This is a genomic window from Serratia sp. LSHTC3 (assembly GCF_057197125.1).
Window position 1 is genome coordinate 226827 of the sequence record NZ_JBXUNP010000004.1, and the last position, 14616, is coordinate 241442.

19 protein-coding genes are annotated in these 14616 nt (G+C 61.2%); 14 read left to right on the plus strand and 5 right to left on the minus strand.

The features are described from left to right. The first annotated feature begins 50 nt into the window (after nt 1-50). A complete protein-coding gene (locus AC2CGI_RS16690) occupies nt 51-635 on the plus strand; it encodes a nucleotidyltransferase family protein (RefSeq protein ID WP_004937476.1) in 585 nt (194 codons plus the stop codon). An 8-nt stretch (nt 636-643) separates the two neighbouring features. Beyond that, a complete protein-coding gene (locus AC2CGI_RS16695) occupies nt 644-1696 on the plus strand; it encodes an XdhC family protein (RefSeq protein ID WP_076740985.1) in 1053 nt (350 codons plus the stop codon). Here AC2CGI_RS16695 and AC2CGI_RS16700 read toward each other — a convergent pair. Both AC2CGI_RS16700 and fumA read right to left on the minus strand, forming a co-directional pair. Further along, a complete protein-coding gene (locus AC2CGI_RS16700) occupies nt 1620-2486 on the minus strand; it encodes a helix-turn-helix domain-containing protein (protein ID WP_004937469.1) in 867 nt (288 codons plus the stop codon). The genes AC2CGI_RS16695 and AC2CGI_RS16700 overlap by 77 nt on opposite strands. A 153-nt stretch (nt 2487-2639) precedes the next feature. Continuing rightward, nucleotides 2640-4286 (minus strand): class I fumarate hydratase FumA, encoded by a 1647-nt coding sequence (fumA, locus tag AC2CGI_RS16705; protein ID WP_004937467.1) that lies wholly within the window; start codon nt 4284-4286, stop codon nt 2640-2642. 349 nt (nt 4287-4635) lie between these two features. Between fumA and AC2CGI_RS16710 the strand changes: the two genes are divergently transcribed. From AC2CGI_RS16710 to ruvX, 6 genes are all read left to right on the plus strand, one after another. Next, complete coding sequence (locus AC2CGI_RS16710; protein WP_004937462.1) at nt 4636-5148, plus strand: SprT family zinc-dependent metalloprotease; 513 nt, start codon at nt 4636-4638, stop codon at nt 5146-5148. Nucleotides 5149-5249: 101 nt separating this feature from the next. Then, entirely contained in the window at nt 5250-5945 is a 696-nt protein-coding gene (endA, locus tag AC2CGI_RS16715) for a deoxyribonuclease I (RefSeq protein WP_015379043.1), read from the plus strand. Between the two features lie 69 nt (nt 5946-6014). Beyond that, the gene (rsmE, locus tag AC2CGI_RS16720) at nt 6015-6746 is read left to right on the plus strand and encodes a 16S rRNA (uracil(1498)-N(3))-methyltransferase (RefSeq protein WP_075684625.1); all 732 of its coding nucleotides are present in this window, start codon (nt 6015-6017) and stop codon (nt 6744-6746) included. A 10-nt stretch (nt 6747-6756) separates the two neighbouring features. After that, nucleotides 6757-7707 (plus strand): glutathione synthase, encoded by a 951-nt coding sequence (gene gshB, locus AC2CGI_RS16725; protein WP_015379045.1) that lies wholly within the window; start codon nt 6757-6759, stop codon nt 7705-7707. Nucleotides 7708-7840: 133 nt separating this feature from the next. Further along, complete coding sequence (locus tag AC2CGI_RS16730) at nt 7841-8404, plus strand: YqgE/AlgH family protein (protein ID WP_004937452.1); 564 nt, start codon at nt 7841-7843, stop codon at nt 8402-8404. Further along, the gene (gene ruvX, locus AC2CGI_RS16735; RefSeq protein ID WP_015379046.1) at nt 8404-8826 is read left to right on the plus strand and encodes a Holliday junction resolvase RuvX; all 423 of its coding nucleotides are present in this window, start codon (nt 8404-8406) and stop codon (nt 8824-8826) included. Before AC2CGI_RS16730 ends, ruvX begins: the two co-directional genes overlap by 1 nt. Here the strand turns inward: ruvX and AC2CGI_RS16740 are convergent. Then, nucleotides 8823-9845 carry a type IV pilus twitching motility protein PilT gene (locus AC2CGI_RS16740; RefSeq protein WP_075684624.1) on the minus strand — a complete coding sequence of 341 codons (1023 nt, stop codon included), beginning with the start codon at nt 9843-9845 and terminating at the stop codon, nt 8823-8825. The two genes, ruvX and AC2CGI_RS16740, sit on opposite strands and share 4 nt — an antisense overlap. Nucleotides 9846-9865: 20 nt before the next feature. Here AC2CGI_RS16740 and AC2CGI_RS16745 point away from each other — a divergent pair, with 20 nt between their 5' ends. From AC2CGI_RS16745 to hemW, 6 genes are read left to right on the plus strand one after another with little or no spacing between them, the layout of a single operon-like run. Beyond that, nucleotides 9866-10573, plus strand: a complete 708-nt coding sequence (locus AC2CGI_RS16745) for a YggS family pyridoxal phosphate-dependent enzyme (protein ID WP_076740986.1) — start codon at nt 9866-9868, stop codon at nt 10571-10573. Nucleotides 10574-10592: 19 nt separating this feature from the next. Next, nucleotides 10593-11414 carry a pyrroline-5-carboxylate reductase gene (gene proC / locus AC2CGI_RS16750; protein WP_004937440.1) on the plus strand — a complete coding sequence of 274 codons (822 nt, stop codon included), beginning with the start codon at nt 10593-10595 and terminating at the stop codon, nt 11412-11414. 31 nt (nt 11415-11445) lie between these two features. Then, on the plus strand, nt 11446-12000 hold the full coding sequence (locus AC2CGI_RS16755) for a YggT family protein (protein ID WP_004937436.1): 555 nt from the start codon (nt 11446-11448) through the stop codon (nt 11998-12000). Then, the gene (yggU, locus tag AC2CGI_RS16760) at nt 11997-12287 is read left to right on the plus strand and encodes a DUF167 family protein YggU (RefSeq protein ID WP_004948014.1); all 291 of its coding nucleotides are present in this window, start codon (nt 11997-11999) and stop codon (nt 12285-12287) included. Before AC2CGI_RS16755 ends, yggU begins: the two co-directional genes overlap by 4 nt. A gap of 18 nt (nt 12288-12305) precedes the next feature. After that, complete coding sequence (locus AC2CGI_RS16765) at nt 12306-12899, plus strand: XTP/dITP diphosphatase (protein ID WP_004937429.1); 594 nt, start codon at nt 12306-12308, stop codon at nt 12897-12899. Beyond that, entirely contained in the window at nt 12892-14034 is a 1143-nt protein-coding gene (gene hemW / locus AC2CGI_RS16770; RefSeq protein ID WP_076740987.1) for a radical SAM family heme chaperone HemW, read from the plus strand. The genes AC2CGI_RS16765 and hemW overlap by 8 nt, the downstream gene beginning before the upstream one ends. 36 nt (nt 14035-14070) lie before the next feature. On the opposite strand, the gene AC2CGI_RS16775 is transcribed toward hemW, so the two are convergent. Continuing rightward, nucleotides 14071-14319: a DUF2442 domain-containing protein gene (locus AC2CGI_RS16775; protein WP_004937422.1), complete on the minus strand. Its 249-nt coding sequence runs from the start codon at nt 14317-14319 to the stop codon at nt 14071-14073. Further along, complete coding sequence (locus AC2CGI_RS16780; RefSeq protein ID WP_004937418.1) at nt 14303-14545, minus strand: DUF4160 domain-containing protein; 243 nt, start codon at nt 14543-14545, stop codon at nt 14303-14305. Before AC2CGI_RS16780 ends, AC2CGI_RS16775 begins: the two co-directional genes overlap by 17 nt. Nucleotides 14546-14616 lie beyond the last annotated feature (71 nt).

Below are 14616 nucleotides of genomic sequence, written 5' to 3' on the forward strand. Positions count from 1 at the left end.
CAGGTAGTTTGTAGGCTAATAAATAATTTGCGCAAACGCGGACTTCAACCATGACCACGGGCATTGTCATTACCGCCGCCGGACGCGGAGAGCGCTTTATTCAGGCCGGCGGCCAGGGCAACAAATTGAACGCCGGGTTTGCCGATGCGGCGGGCGAGCGGCGTTCGCTGTTCGAGCACACCCTATGCCAGGCGCTGGCCTCCGGCCTGCCGGTACAGGTGGTGACCCGGCCGGATAATCTGCCGGTACTGGCAGCCTGCGCCGCCAACCAGGTGCCGGTCACCCTGCTCGCCAGCGCGGGCCTCGGCGACTCGATCGCCGCAGGCGTTGCGGCCACGCCGCACTGGCAAGGCTGGCTGATCCACCTGGCCGATATGCCATTCGTCGGCGCCGACGTTTTCCGACAGGTGGCGGATGCCTTACGGCAGCACCCGATCGTGCGCCCCTGTTATGCGCAACAGCCCGGTCACCCGGTCGGCTTTTCCGCCCGATTGCGCAAACCACTTTGCCAACTGCGCGGCGATAATGGCGCGCGTGAACTGCTGCAAGGCGCGGCAGTCCACCTGCTGCCGCTTGAGCACCCCGGCGTCGTGCGGGATATTGATCTTCCATCGCAACTCCCGGCCAGCGAGTAAATTCACCTATGCAACATCTTGATGTCACCGTGGTCAGCCAGGCGATAAGCTGGCTGCAACAACAGCCGGTTTGGTTATGCACCGTGCTCAGCACCTATGGCTCTTCGCCGCGCTCGCCGGGCGCGTTGATGGCGGCGACCCGCGACGGCCGCTACAGCGGCTCATTGTCGGGCGGATGCGTGGAGGAGGACTTTCTGCGGCGCGTGGCCGCCGGGGAGTATCAGGCGGCCAGCCAGGTGATTCGTTACGGCGAAGGCGGCATGACGCCCAACGTGGCGCTGCCGTGCGGCGGCGTGCTGGACGTGCTGATCGAGTATCTGCCGGCGGGAGAAGCCAGCGTCGCTTACCTGCAGCGCATCGCCGGCGCGCTGGAAGGGCATCACGCGTTGCTCAAACGCCTGACGCTGCCCAACGCCTGCCACAGCCTTGAGCAGAGCCACTTCACCAGCGCCACTCAGGTCGAACGCCGGCTCGAGCAGATCACCCTGCACATCGCGGCCGCGCCGCGCCTGCTGATCGCCGGGCTGTCCAGCGTGGCGCTGTACTGCGCCGATTTCGCCGTGGCGCTGGGGTTTGAGGTGCTGGTGTGCGAGAACCGCCCGGAGGCGCTGGACAACTTCGCCGCCGAGCTGAAGCCCGGCGTGACGCTGCTGCGCCAGTTTCCGGCCAAGTTCATCGAAGAGGGGGGCTGCCACGCCAATACCGCCGTCGTGGCGCTGACCCACGATCCGCGTATGGACGATCTGACGCTGATGGAAGCGATCCACACCCCGGCGTTTTATATCGGCGCCATGGGCTCGCTCAGAAACAGCGCGCGCCGGCGCCAGCGGTTGCAGCAGATTGCCGAATTCACGCCGCAGGAGTTGGAACGCATTCATGCGCCGATCGGCCTGCCGCTCGGCAGCAAAACCCCGGCGGAAATCGCCCTGGCGGTGATGGCGGCGATCGTGCAGCAAAAAAACCGGCTGCCGGCCGCCGACGGGATCAGTGCAGCGGCACCACCGGCACCAGATGCTGCAGCTCCAGGTGCAACTCCTCTTTCCCGCTCAGCGAATAGCTGAACACCGTCATGTCCGGCCCGTCACCGCGGGCCAGCCCCATTTCGGGCAGCACCTGCGTGTAGATTTGAATGATGTGATCATTGAGCGCCACCGGCTTGCCGGAATAGCGAAAACGGCAAAACTCGCCGTGGATCTCCGGCAGCGGCTCCAGCGCCACGCCTTCACGCAGCGGGTAGTCCGCCGTCACGCCCAGGGTATAGTCGACCCTGACCCGCTCGCCGTCCGGCACCAGTTGGGTAAACGAATAGGTTTGCGCCGGACGCTCGCCCAACAAAGTGTAGAACTGCGCCCGCAGCGCGCTGCGCTGCGGCAGATGCGACTTATCCAACTTTTCGATATCCAGGTGATAAGCGTACTGTTTGCCGTGAAAGGCGTATTGCCCTCTGGCGATGCTGACGCGTTCGACCTGAATATCGCCGGGCTGGCTGGCCGCCAGCGAACGCACCAGATTGCTGAAGTCCTGTTTGCGGGCATGACGATACACGCTGGGCGATTCGGCGAAGTGTTTCTTGAAACAGCGCGAGAACGTCTGCTGGTTATCGAATTGATACTCGACCGAAATATCGAGGATGCTCTTCTGCGTGAAACGCAAGGCGAAGGCGGCGATGTAGAGGCGGCGAGCGCGAATGTAGGAAGCTAACGATAATCCGGTCTGCTTCTTGAACATGCGCTGCAGGTACCATTTCGTATAGCCTGACTTGGCGGAAACGATATCCAACGACAGCGGATTGGTCAGGTTATCTTCAATCCAGACCAGCAGTTCCCTGATATGATTTTCCTGCGTTCCCATGTGCTTGCTGAAACCTTCTGTTGCCGATATTCCATTAGTCGAATTTTAGTGCTATCCACGTAGGGTATACAGGTTAAAACTCGGCGTCCAGCAAGCTACAGGACTTTACACAACCCCCTCCACCGCCCGCGGGCGGTGGAGGGGGAGAGGCGATTATTTCAGGCAGCTGGAACACTGACCGGCCTGGATCTTCTGGAAGAAGTCATTGCCTTTGTCATCCACCAGGATAAACGCCGGGAAATCTTCCACTTCGATTTTCCAGATCGCTTCCATGCCCAGCTCAGGGTACTCCACGCACTCCAGGCTCTTGATGCTCTGCTGCGCCAGCACCGCCGCCGGGCCGCCGATGCTGCCGAGGTAGAAGCCGCCGTGCTTGTGGCAGGCATCCGTCACCTGCTGGCTGCGGTTGCCTTTCGCCAGCATGATCATGCTGCCGCCGTGGGATTGCAGCAGGTCGACGTAGGAATCCATACGCCCGGCGGTGGTCGGCCCCAAGGAACCGGACGCATAGCCTTCCGGCGTTTTAGCCGGGCCGGCGTAGTAGATCGGGTGATCCTTGACGTACTGCGGCAGGCCTTCACCGCGATCCAGGCGCTCTTTCAGCTTGGCGTGCGCGATATCGCGGCCAACGATGATGGTGCCACTCAGCGACAGGCGGGTGGAAACCGGATACTGCGACAGCTGTTTGAGGATCTCGGCCATCGGGCGGTTGAGATCGACCTTGATCGCCTCGCCCTCCCCGGCCTGGCGCAGCTCCTGAGGAATGAATTTACCCGGATTGTGCTCCAGTTTTTCCAGCCAGATGCCGTCGCGGTTGATCTTGCCTTTGATGTTGCGGTCCGCCGAGCAGGAGACGCCCATGCCAACCGGGCAGGAGGCGCCGTGGCGCGGCAGGCGCACGACGCGGATATCATGTGCGAAGTATTTGCCGCCGAACTGTGCGCCCAGCCCCAGGTTTTGCGCTTCTTGCAGCAGTTCCGCTTCGAGTTCCAGATCGCGGAATGCCTGGCCATGCTCGTTACCTTCCGTCGGCAGGCCATCGTAATACTTGGTCGAGGCCAGTTTGACGGTTTTCAGCGTCGCTTCCGCCGAGGTGCCGCCGATGACGAACGCCACATGGTACGGCGGGCAAGCCGCGGTGCCCAGAGTACGCATCTTGTCGACCAGGTAGTTTTTCAGCTTGCCCGGCGACAGCAGCGCCTTGGTTTCCTGATACAGATAGGTTTTGTTGGCGGAGCCGCCGCCCTTGGCGATGCACAGGAATTTGTACTCTTCGCCGTCCACGCTGTAGAGATCGATCTGCGCCGGCAGGTTGCTGCCGGTATTGACCTCTTTGTACATATCCAGCGCGGCGTTCTGCGAATAGCGCAGATTCTCTTCGATGTAGGTGTTATACACCCCGCGCGACAGCGCCTCTTCATCGCCGCCGCCGGTCCAGACGCGCTGGCCCTTTTTGCCGACGATGATCGCCGTGCCGGTGTCCTGGCAGGTCGGTAAAATACCCTTGGCGGCGATTTCTGAGTTACGCAGAAATTGCAGCGCAACGTACTTGTCGTTTTCGCTGGCGTCCGGATCTTTGAGGATATCGGCCACCTGCTGTTGGTGCGCCGGGCGCAGCATGAACGAGGCGTCGTGGAACGCATGCTGGGCAAGCAGGGTTAACGCTTCAGGGGCAACTTTCAGAATTTCCTGGCCTTCAAATTCGCTCACGGAAACATGGTCGCGGCTCAGCAGGTAATATTCGGTATCGTCTTTCTTCAGCGGGAACGGATCTTGATAGTGGAACGGTTTATTCGACATTGATCTCTCACTTGCAACATCAGCTGCGTTAAATTCACACTTGCGGCGCGCGACACGGCGCCTTGTCAAAAAACTGCCTCCACCTTACGTATTTTTAATCAGTCAGTTATTGCGCCAAATCGCAAAATAACCGCTCTTTGCGTAAGGAATTACCACAGGCGGCGTTTCAACCTTGCTCGGTGAGAACTGCGGGTACAGGCTCATCATGCACGCTTTATTATCCCGCAGTTAACACATTGATTACAATCCATCGGCAGCGATCGTCTTATCAATGTGGTGAAAAAGCGCCGGATGCGATTTGCGCCGGGGCATATTGTCAGCCGCCGCGCCATTGCTTAAGCTAGCCGCAATGAACAAACCGAGAATCCCCATCGCGCTGCAACAAGCGGTGATGCGCTGCCTGCGAGAAAAGCTGCAGTTGGCCCGCCAGCATTTTGCCGTCGAATTCCCCGAACCCAGCATCGTCTATCAGCAACGCGGCACCAGCGCGGGCACCGCCTGGCTGCAAAGCTGGGAAATCCGTCTGAACCCGGTGCTGCTGCTGGAAAACCAACAGCCGTTTATCGATGAAGTGGTGCCGCACGAACTGGCGCACCTGCTGGTGTTTCGCCAATTCGGCCGGGTAGCGCCGCACGGCCGCGAATGGCGCTGGATGATGGAAAGCGTGCTGCTGACGCCCGCCAGCCGCACTCATCGTTTCGAAACCGCCTCGGTGCAAAGCAAAACCTTCCCCTACCGCTGCGGCTGCGGGCAGCACCAGCTCACCATTCGCCGCCATAACCGCGTGCTGCGCGGCGAAAGCGAATACCGCTGCCGCCGGTGCGGCGAAAAACTGAAATTTCTTGCTAGCGAGAACCTTTAGTTAAACGATTTATACGTTAAAACAAGTAAATATCGCCATTTGCCACTGCCGACAAGTTCCGTTACCCTGCCTGCTTTTCCAATTTTGAGCTGTTTTGGAATATGCTTCGCAGAATTTTGTTTATGGCGGTTTTCGCCGCAGGCGCCGCACAGGCGCACGGCATCAATAACTTCTCTCAGGCCAAGACGGCGGCGGCCAAGATTAACCAGGATGCGCCGGGCAGTTTTTACTGCGGCTGCCGCATCGAGTGGCAAGGCAAGAAGGGCATTCCCGATCTCGCCGGCTGCGGCTATCAGGTGCGTAAAAACGCCCAACGCGCGCAGCGCATTGAATGGGAACACGTGGTGCCGGCCTGGCAGTTCGGCCACCAGCTGCAGTGCTGGCAAGACGGCGGGCGCAAAAACTGCAACAAAGACGCCACCTATCGCCAGATAGAAACCGATCTGCACAACCTGCAGCCGGCGATCGGCGAAGTGAACGGCGACCGCAACAACTTCATGTACAGCCAATGGAACGGCGGCGCAGGCCAGTACGGGCAGTGCCCAATGAAGGTGGACTTCAAGAATAAACAGGCGGAGCCGCCCGCCCGCGCCCGCGGCGCCATTGCCCGCACCTACTTCTACATGCGCGATCGCTACCAGCTGCGGCTGTCACGCCAGCAAACCCAGCTGTTCGAAGTGTGGAACCGGCAATATCCGGTGAGCCAATGGGAATGTCAGCGCGAAGCACGTATCGCCAAGGTGCAGGGCAACCACAACCCCTATATTCAACAGGCTTGTCAGCAGCGGAAAAGCTAACCTACTATAGCCTTTATCTTTCATGGCGCCGCCAACCCGCGGCGCCGTTTCGTCAGGATCAGACTACCCATGCGCATACCCCGCATTTACCATCCACAACCGTTGACCGACCGGGCGGAGATCGCCCTCAGCGAGGACGCCGCCAACCACGTCGGCCGCGTGCTGCGCATGAGCGCCGGCCAGGCGCTGCAGCTGTTCGACGGCAGCAACCAGGTGTTCGACGCCGAAATAATCCGGGTGGACAAAAAGAGCGTGCTGGTGCGCCTCGGCGACGGCCGCGTGGATGACATCGAATCGCCGCTCAACCTGCACCTGGGCCAGGTGATCTCGCGCGGCGAGAAAATGGAGTTCACCATCCAGAAATCCATCGAGCTGGGCGTCAACGTCATCACCCCGCTGTTTTCCGAGCGCTGCGGCGTGAAGTTGGACGGCGAGCGTCTGACGAAGAAAATCCAGCAATGGCAAAAGATCGCCATCGCCGCCTGCGAACAGTGCGGCCGCAACCGCATTCCCGAAATCCGCGAGGCGATGTCGCTGGAGGCCTGGTGCGCCGAGCAGGACGGCAGCCTGAAGCTCAACCTGCACCCGCGCGCCAGCCACAGCATCAACACGCTGCCGCAGCCGGTGGATCGCGTTCGCCTGCTGATAGGCCCGGAAGGCGGTTTGTCCGCCGACGAAATCGCCATGACCACCGACCACGGATTTACTGATATTCTGCTGGGACCACGCGTTCTGCGTACCGAAACCACAGCGCTCACCGCCATTACCGCTCTGCAGGTTCGCTTCGGCGACCTGGGTTAAAGGAGAAAAGATGATTAAGCTCGGCATCGTGATGGACCCTATCGATTCCATCAACATCAAGAAAGACACCAGCTTCGCCATGCTGCTCGAAGCGCAGCGCCGCGGTTACGAATTGCACTACATGGAGATGAACGATCTCTATCTGCATGCCGGTGACGGGCGCGCCCGCACCCGCCTGCTGAGCGTGAAGGAAGACAAGGAGAGCTGGTTCAGCTTCGGCGCCGAGCAGGATCTGGCGCTGCACGAGCTGGACGTGATCCTGATGCGCAAAGATCCGCCGTTCGATACCGAATACATCTACGCGACCTACATTCTGGAACGCGCCGAAGTTAAAGGCACGCTGGTGGTCAACAAGCCGCAAAGCCTGCGCGACTGCAACGAGAAGCTGTTCACCGCCTGGTTCCCGGAGCTGACGCCGGATACGCTGGTCAGCCGCAGCGCCGCGCACATCCGCAAATTCCACCAGCAGCACGGCGACATCATCCTGAAGCCGCTGGACGGTATGGGCGGCGCGTCGATCTTCCGCGTGAAGCAGGACGATCCTAACCTGTCGGTGATCATCGAAACCCTGACCGAACACGGCAGCCGTTTCTGCATGGCGCAGAACTTCCTGCCGGCGATCAAGGACGGCGACAAGCGCATCCTGGTGGTGGACGGCGAGCCGGTGCCTTACTGCCTGGCGCGCATTCCTGCGCAGGGCGAGACCCGCGGCAACCTGGCGGCCGGCGGCCGCGGCGAAGCGCGCCCGCTGAGCGAGAGCGACTGGAAAATCGCCCGCACCGTCGCCCCGACGCTGAAAGAGAAAGGGCTGATCTTCGTCGGCCTGGACGTGATCGGCGATCGCCTGACTGAAATCAACGTCACCAGCCCGACCTGCGCGCGCGAGATCGAGGCGGCATTCCCGATTTCGATTACCGGCATGCTGATGGACGCGATTGAAAAGCGCCTGGCGGCGAAGTAATGCGCAATGCGGGCGGCATGCCGCCCGCTGTTCTGCATGGCGCCCGCCAAAGCGCGCCTTGAAAGGCGGCGGGTATAGCCGCATACTGGCGGCTGTTTATTTTCTCACCCATTGATTACCTTATACTAACGCCATGAATTTACAGCACCATTTTCTGATCGCCATGCCAACGCTGCAGGATCCTCGCTTCAAACGCTCGGTGATTTACATTTGCGAGCACAATGAAGAAGGCGCCATGGGTTTGGTGATCAATAAACCGGTGGAGCAGTTCACGGTAGCCACGGTGCTGAGCAAGCTGAAGATCATGCCGCCTGCGCGCGATCCGGCCATCAGCCTGGACAAGCCGGTGTTCGCCGGCGGCCCCCTGGCGGACGATCGCGGATTTATCCTGCATACGCCGCGCCACGGCTTTGGCGCCAGCATTCAAATTTCCCCCAACACCATGATCACCACCTCGAAAGACGTGCTGGAAACGCTCGGCACGCCGGAGCAACCGGACGACGTGCTGGTGGCGCTGGGTTATGCGGGTTGGGAAAAGGGCCAGTTGGAGCAGGAAGTATTGGAAAACGCCTGGCTGACCATCGAAGCCAACACCGACATTTTGTTCCGCACGCCGATCGCCAGCCGCTGGCGCGAGGCGGGGAACCTTTTGGGTATCGACATTCGCAGCATCGCCAACCACGCAGGACACGCCTGATGAGTAACCGCACCATTATCGCCTTCGACTTTGGCACCAAAAGCATCGGCGCGGCCGTTGGCCAGGAGTTGACCGGCAGCGCCCGCGCCCTGCCGGCTTTCAAAGCGCAGGACGGTTCGCCGGACTGGCTGAAAATCGAAAAGCTGCTGAAGGAGTGGCAGCCGGATTTGGTGGTGGTCGGCCTGCCGCTGAACATGGACGGCACCGAACAGCCCGTTACCGCCCAGGCGCGCAAGTTCGCCAACCGCCTGCACGGTCGCTTCGGCATCCAGATCGATCTGCATGACGAGCGCCTGAGCACCGTGGAGGCGCGCGCCAACCTGTTCGATCGCGGCGGCTTCCGCGCCCTTGATAAAGGCAGCGTGGATTCCGCCTCCGCGGTGGTTATCCTCGAAAGCTGGTTCGAACGGCAGCTGGGTTAACCCCTCGTTCCCTCCCCCGCGCACTCCCCCAACACGCCGGCGTCGATCCGCTGCTGCAAACCCTGCTCAAAGGTTTGCATGCCGGACTGCGCGCCGGTTTGCAACACGCTCGCCAACTGATGGGTTTTCCCTTCGCGGATCAGGTTGCTGACCGCCGCCGTCGCCGTCAGCACTTCAAAGATCGCCACGCGTCCGCCGCCGGGGCGCCTCATCAGCTTTTGCGCGATCACCGCTTGCAGGCTGCCCGCCAGCTGGGCGCGCACATAGGGTTTCTCTTCCGCCGGAAACACATCCACCAGCCGTTCCACCGCCTGCGGCGCGCTGCGGGTATGCAGCGTCGCCAGCACCAGGTGGCCGGTCTCCGCCGCGGTGAGCGCCAGCCGGATGGTGGCGGTATCGCGCAGCTCGCCCAGCAGGATCACATCCGGATCTTCGCGCAGCGCGGCGCGCAACGCCGCATCGAAGCTGTGGCTGTCGCGGCCGATCTCCCGCTGCTGGATCAGCGATCGCCGGCTGCGGTGCAGGAATTCGATCGGATCCTCCAGCGTCAAAACGTGCCGCGGCTGGTGCCGGTTGATCTCGTCGATCATCGCCGCCAGCGTGGTGGACTTGCCGCTGCCGGTGGCGCCGGTGACCAGGATCAATCCGTCGGCGCGCCGCAGCAGCGCCGGGACGATGGCCGGCGCCGCCAGCGCGGCAAGCGAAGGCGACTGCCCGGCGATACGCCGCAACGCGAGAGAAATTCCCGCGCTTTGCTGAAAAACGTTGGCCCGCAGCCGTTCCCCGCTCGGCCTGTGCAGCGCCAGATCGACCTGCCCCAGCCGCCGCAGGCTCTCGCGCTGCTGCGCATTCAGCAATCCGTCGCAGAGCGCTTGCACGCCTTGCGCCGTCAGCGTTGGCGCCGCCGCCAGCGGCTGCAGTTCACCGTCGATGCGCAACATCGGCGGATGACCGGCACAAAGGTGCAGATCGGAAGCATTATGCTTTACACTAAGGGCCACGAATTCATCGATATCCATATCACTCTCCCGGGTCAATAATGAGCACTATCCAACAGAACCTGCAGGATGTCAGAAACCGCATTGCGGCCGCCGCGCGAAATTGCGCGCGGGCGCCAGAAGAAGTTGCCCTGCTTGCCGTCAGCAAAACCAAACCTGTGGCGGCGATCGAAGAAGCCATCGCCGCCGGCCAGCGCGCCTTCGGCGAGAACTACGTGCAGGAAGGGGTAGACAAGATCCGGCATTTCGCCGAGTCGCCGCAAAGCGGCGAGTTGGTGTGGCACTTTATCGGCCCGCTGCAATCCAATAAGAGTCGGCTGGTGGCGGAACACTTCGCCTGGTGCCATACCGTGGATCGGCTGCGCATCGCCCAGCGCTTGAGCGATCAGCGCCCGGCCGACATGCCGCCGCTCAACGTGCTGATTCAAATCAACATCAGCGACGAGCAAAGCAAATCCGGCATTGCGTTGGCCGAGCTGCCGGCGTTGGCCGAAGCGATCGCCGCGCTGCCGAACCTGACGCTGCGCGGCCTGATGGCTATTCCGGCGCCGGAAGAGGATTATCAGCGGCAGCTGGCGGTATTCAGCCGGATGAACGACGCATTTCTCGCCCTGCGTCAGCGTTATCCGCTGGCCGATACGCTGTCGATGGGCATGACGGACGATATGGCGGCGGCGATCGCCGCCGGCAGCACCCTGGTGCGCATCGGCACCGCAATTTTTGGCGCCCGCGACTACTCGCAGGCCTGACACACAGACGAGGGATTTGATGCAACATCGCAAGATTACCTTTATCGGCGCCGGCAACATGGCGCGTGCAATCATCGCCGGCCTGGTGGCGGGCGGCTATCCAGCCAAATCCATCAGCGTCTGCGCCCCTTCGCCGAAAAACCGTGATGCGCTGGCCGCAGACTACGGCATCGTCAGCAGCGGCGACAACGTCGCCTGCGCGCGTGAAGCCGAGGTGGTGGTGCTGGCGGTCAAACCGCAGATGATGGCCGACGTGTGTCAGCCGCTGCGCGAACAGGTCGACTTCAGCGGCAAGCTGGTGCTGTCGATCGCCGCCGGTATTCAGGTCAGCCGTTTCTATCAGCTGCTCGGCGACAAGCTGGACATCGTGCGCATCATGCCCAACACTCCGTCGCTGGTCGGCAAGGGCATGAGCGGGCTGTACGCGCCGGCGCAGGTCAGCCAGCGGGATCGCGATTACACCGGCGATTTAATGGCGTCGGTCGGTAAAGTTTGCTGGGTCGATGACGAAAATGGCATCAACGGCGTGATCGCCGCCGCGGGTAGCGCCCCGGCCTATTTCTTCCTGTTTATGGAAGCGATGCAAAAAGAGGCCGAGCGCATGGGCTTCGACAGCCAGACCGCGCGCGATCTGGTACAACAGGCCGCTTCCGGCGCCGCCGCGCTGGTGGAAGCCAACCCGGATACGCCGCTGGGCACGCTGCGCGAGCAGGTGACCTCCAAAGGCGGCACCACCGCCGAAGCGCTGCGGGTGTTCAACGAACGCCAACTGCCGGAAACCGTAGCGCAAGCGATGCAGGCCGCCGTTTCCCGTGCCCAAGAGATGGAAAAATTATTTTAAATAACCGCGAGTTAAGGAGAAGGACCACTTCATGCTAACGCTGACTTTCCTGGTCAAGACCGTTATTGATCTGTACGTGATGGTGCTGTTGCTGCGCATTTGGATGCAGTGGGCGCGCACCGATTTTTACAACCCGTTCTCACAGTTTGTGGTGAAGATCACCCAGCCGGTGGTCGGCCCACTGCGCCGCATCATCCCGTCACTGGGGCCCATCGACAGCGCTTCGCTGCTGCTGGCGTTCCTGCTGATGACCATCAAGTACCCGCTGCTGCTGCTGATTCAGGGCGGCGCGATGTCGCTCAGCCCGTATAACCTGCTGTTCGGCCTGATCTCGCTGGTGAAGTCCGCCGGCTACCTGATCTTCTGGGTGATGATCATTCGTGCGCTGATGAGCTGGGTAAGCCAGGGCCGCAGCCCGATCGACTACGTGATGTACCAACTGACCGAACCCTTGATGGCGCCGATCCGTCGCATCATCCCGGCGATGGGCGGCATCGACTTTTCCGCCATGGTGGTGATCCTGATCCTCTATCTGATCAACTACCTGGGCATGGATCTGTTCGGTGAGATCTGGTTCCTGCTGTGAGTGCAGTCACTCCGGTGCTGGACGGGCTGGCGATCAGGCTATATATTCAGCCGAAAGCCAGCCGCGACCAAATTATCGGCTTGCATGGCGACGAACTGAAAGTCGCCATCACCGCCCCGCCGGTCGACGGCCAAGCCAACGCCCATTTGATCAAGTTTATCGCCAAGCAGTTCAAAGTGGCGAAAAGCAACGTCACCATCGAGAAAGGCGAACTGGGGCGGCATAAACAGTTACGCATCGTGAATCCGCAACAGATCCCCGCCGTGGTCGCGGCGCTCATCGAATAATTTTCAAGGTAGTCATTTATGCAAAAAGTCGTTCTTGCCACCGGTAACCCGGGCAAAGTGCGCGAACTCGCCGACCTGTTGGCCGATTTCGGCCTGGACGTGGTCGCACAAACCGATCTGGGCGTGGAGTCCGCCGAAGAGACCGGCCTGACGTTTATCGAAAACGCCATTCTGAAAGCGCGCCATGCGGCACAGGTCACCGGCCTGCCGGCGATCGCCGACGACTCCGGCCTGGCAGTGGACGCGCTGGGCGGCGCGCCGGGCATCTACTCCGCGCGCTATGCCGGTGAAGATGCCGACGATCGGCAGAACCTCGACAAGCTGCTGGCGGCGATGAAAGACGTAGCGCCGGGCCGGCGCGGCGCGCAATTCCATTGCGTGCTGGTCTATCTGCGCCATGCGGCAGACCCGACGCCGCTGGTGTTCCACGGCAGTTGGGCCGGCGAAATCACCGAGCAGGCCGCCGGTGAAGGCGGCTTCGGTTACGATCCTGTCTTCTACGTGCCGGAGCTGGGCCGCACCGCCGCCGAGCTGAGCCGCGACGAGAAGCGGGCGATTTCGCACCGCGGCAAGGCGCTGAAGCTGATGTTGGAAGCCATGCGCAATGCTTAAGCTGCCCCCGCTGAGTCTCTACATCCATATCCCGTGGTGCGTGCAGAAATGCCCGTACTGCGACTTCAACTCCCATGCCCTGAAGGGTGACGTGCCGCATCAGGAGTATGTCGATCATCTGTTAGCGGATCTGGATGCCGATCTGCCGCTGGCCGGCGGCCGGGAAATCAGCACTATCTTTATCGGCGGCGGCACCCCCAGCCTGCTGAGCGCCGAGGCGATGCAGGCCTTGCTGGACGGCGTGCGGGCGCGCATTCGCGTCGCCGACGACGCCGAAATCACCATGGAAGCCAATCCCGGCACCGTGGAGGCCGATCGCTTCAGCGGCTACCAGCGCGCCGGCGTCAACCGCATCTCCATCGGGGTGCAAAGCTTCAGCGCCGAGAAGCTGAACCGTCTGGGGCGCATCCACGGCCCGGAAGAAGCCAAACGCGCGGCGACGCTGGCGACCAGCCTTGGCCTGCGCAGCTTCAACCTCGATCTGATGCACGGCCTGCCGGATCAGTCGCTGGAAGAGGCGCTGGACGATCTGCGCCAGGCTATCGCCCTCAATCCGCCGCATCTGTCGTGGTATCAGCTGACCATCGAACCGAACACCCTGTTCAGCTCACGCCCGCCGGTTTTGCCGGACGACGACGCGCTGTGGGACATCTTCGAACGCGGCCACCAGTTGCTGAGCGCCGCCGGATACCAGCAGTATGAAACCTCGGCCTACGCCAAATCAGGCTACCAATGCCAGCACAACCTCAACTACTGGCGCTTTGGCGACTATCTGGGGATCGGCTGCGGCGCGCACGGCAAGGTGACCTTCAGCGACGGGCGTATCCTGCGCACCGCCAAGACCAAGCACCCGCGCGGCTTTATGCGCGGCGACTACATGGACAAGCAGCATGAGGTGGCGGCGGCGGATCGGCCGTTCGAGTTCTTCATGAACCGCTTCCGCTTGCTGGAAGCCGCGCCGCGCGCCGACTTCGTCAACTACACCGGGCTGGCGGAAAGCGTCATTCGCCCGCAGTTGGACGAGGCGCTGGCCAAAGGCTATCTGGAAGAAACCGCGGAGCACTGGCAGATCACCGAGAAGGGCAAACTGTTCCTCAACTCGCTGCTGGAACAGTTCCTGGCGGACGACGAGTAAAAAAAAGCGCTGAATAATCAGCGCTTTTTTTCATGTTCAGGCGGCATTATGAGGGCGATGCGTCACGTCGCCACGCCCCTTCAGCAATCCCTCAACGGAAACATCCTCGTCCAACGCATCCCAATGGATGCCGCGAGCGCTGAGTTCATACTCTGCCCGCTGTTCTTGCGTCGCATTCAACAAACGCGGAAACCAGGCCAGTGGCACGCCAATAATTCTGGCGTCGCTCAGTTCGACCCACATCGTCGCATCGTCAAAGCTGACGCGTTTAGCCGAAATACTCATGCCAAGCCTCCAAAAACAATGCCTGATAGGTATCAACCAGACCCGCCAGCTCTTTTAGCGTTCTGGCGTTAAAGCCGTCATTACGCGCCAACTGCACGCCAGGAACCAACCAGAATTTCGCTTCAGCCTCAGCGTCTCTGATATGAACATGCGGCGGCTCAAGCGGGTCACCCTCGTTGGAATAAAAAAAGAACCTGTAGCCTTTATAACGGAATATCACTGGCATCAATGCAAAATCCTTTTGCCGATTGATTATAGTTTAGCCAGTTTGTCAGATAGCCGTCGTGAGGTCAAAAA

Bases quoted from the DNA above. Each gene is read 5' to 3' on its own strand.
- AC2CGI_RS16690 (WP_004937476.1), top strand. From the start codon at position 51: ATGACCACGGGCATTGTCATTACCGCCGCCGGACGCGGAGAGCGCTTT.
- AC2CGI_RS16695 (WP_076740985.1), top strand. From the start codon at position 644: ATGCAACATCTTGATGTCACCGTGGTCAGCCAGGCGATAAGCTGGCTG.
- AC2CGI_RS16700 (WP_004937469.1), bottom strand. From the start codon at position 2,486: ATGGGAACGCAGGAAAATCATATCAGGGAACTGCTGGTCTGGATTGAA.
- fumA (WP_004937467.1), bottom strand. From the start codon at position 4,286: ATGTCGAATAAACCGTTCCACTATCAAGATCCGTTCCCGCTGAAGAAA.
- AC2CGI_RS16710 (WP_004937462.1), top strand. From the start codon at position 4,636: ATGAACAAACCGAGAATCCCCATCGCGCTGCAACAAGCGGTGATGCGC.
- endA (WP_015379043.1), top strand. From the start codon at position 5,250: ATGCTTCGCAGAATTTTGTTTATGGCGGTTTTCGCCGCAGGCGCCGCA.
- rsmE (WP_075684625.1), top strand. From the start codon at position 6,015: ATGCGCATACCCCGCATTTACCATCCACAACCGTTGACCGACCGGGCG.
- gshB (WP_015379045.1), top strand. From the start codon at position 6,757: ATGATTAAGCTCGGCATCGTGATGGACCCTATCGATTCCATCAACATC.
- AC2CGI_RS16730 (WP_004937452.1), top strand. From the start codon at position 7,841: ATGAATTTACAGCACCATTTTCTGATCGCCATGCCAACGCTGCAGGAT.
- ruvX (WP_015379046.1), top strand. From the start codon at position 8,404: ATGAGTAACCGCACCATTATCGCCTTCGACTTTGGCACCAAAAGCATC.
- AC2CGI_RS16740 (WP_075684624.1), bottom strand. From the start codon at position 9,845: ATGGATATCGATGAATTCGTGGCCCTTAGTGTAAAGCATAATGCTTCC.
- AC2CGI_RS16745 (WP_076740986.1), top strand. From the start codon at position 9,866: ATGAGCACTATCCAACAGAACCTGCAGGATGTCAGAAACCGCATTGCG.
- proC (WP_004937440.1), top strand. From the start codon at position 10,593: ATGCAACATCGCAAGATTACCTTTATCGGCGCCGGCAACATGGCGCGT.
- AC2CGI_RS16755 (WP_004937436.1), top strand. From the start codon at position 11,446: ATGCTAACGCTGACTTTCCTGGTCAAGACCGTTATTGATCTGTACGTG.
- AC2CGI_RS16765 (WP_004937429.1), top strand. From the start codon at position 12,306: ATGCAAAAAGTCGTTCTTGCCACCGGTAACCCGGGCAAAGTGCGCGAA.
- hemW (WP_076740987.1), top strand. From the start codon at position 12,892: ATGCTTAAGCTGCCCCCGCTGAGTCTCTACATCCATATCCCGTGGTGC.
- AC2CGI_RS16775 (WP_004937422.1), bottom strand. From the start codon at position 14,319: ATGAGTATTTCGGCTAAACGCGTCAGCTTTGACGATGCGACGATGTGG.
- AC2CGI_RS16780 (WP_004937418.1), bottom strand. From the start codon at position 14,545: ATGCCAGTGATATTCCGTTATAAAGGCTACAGGTTCTTTTTTTATTCC.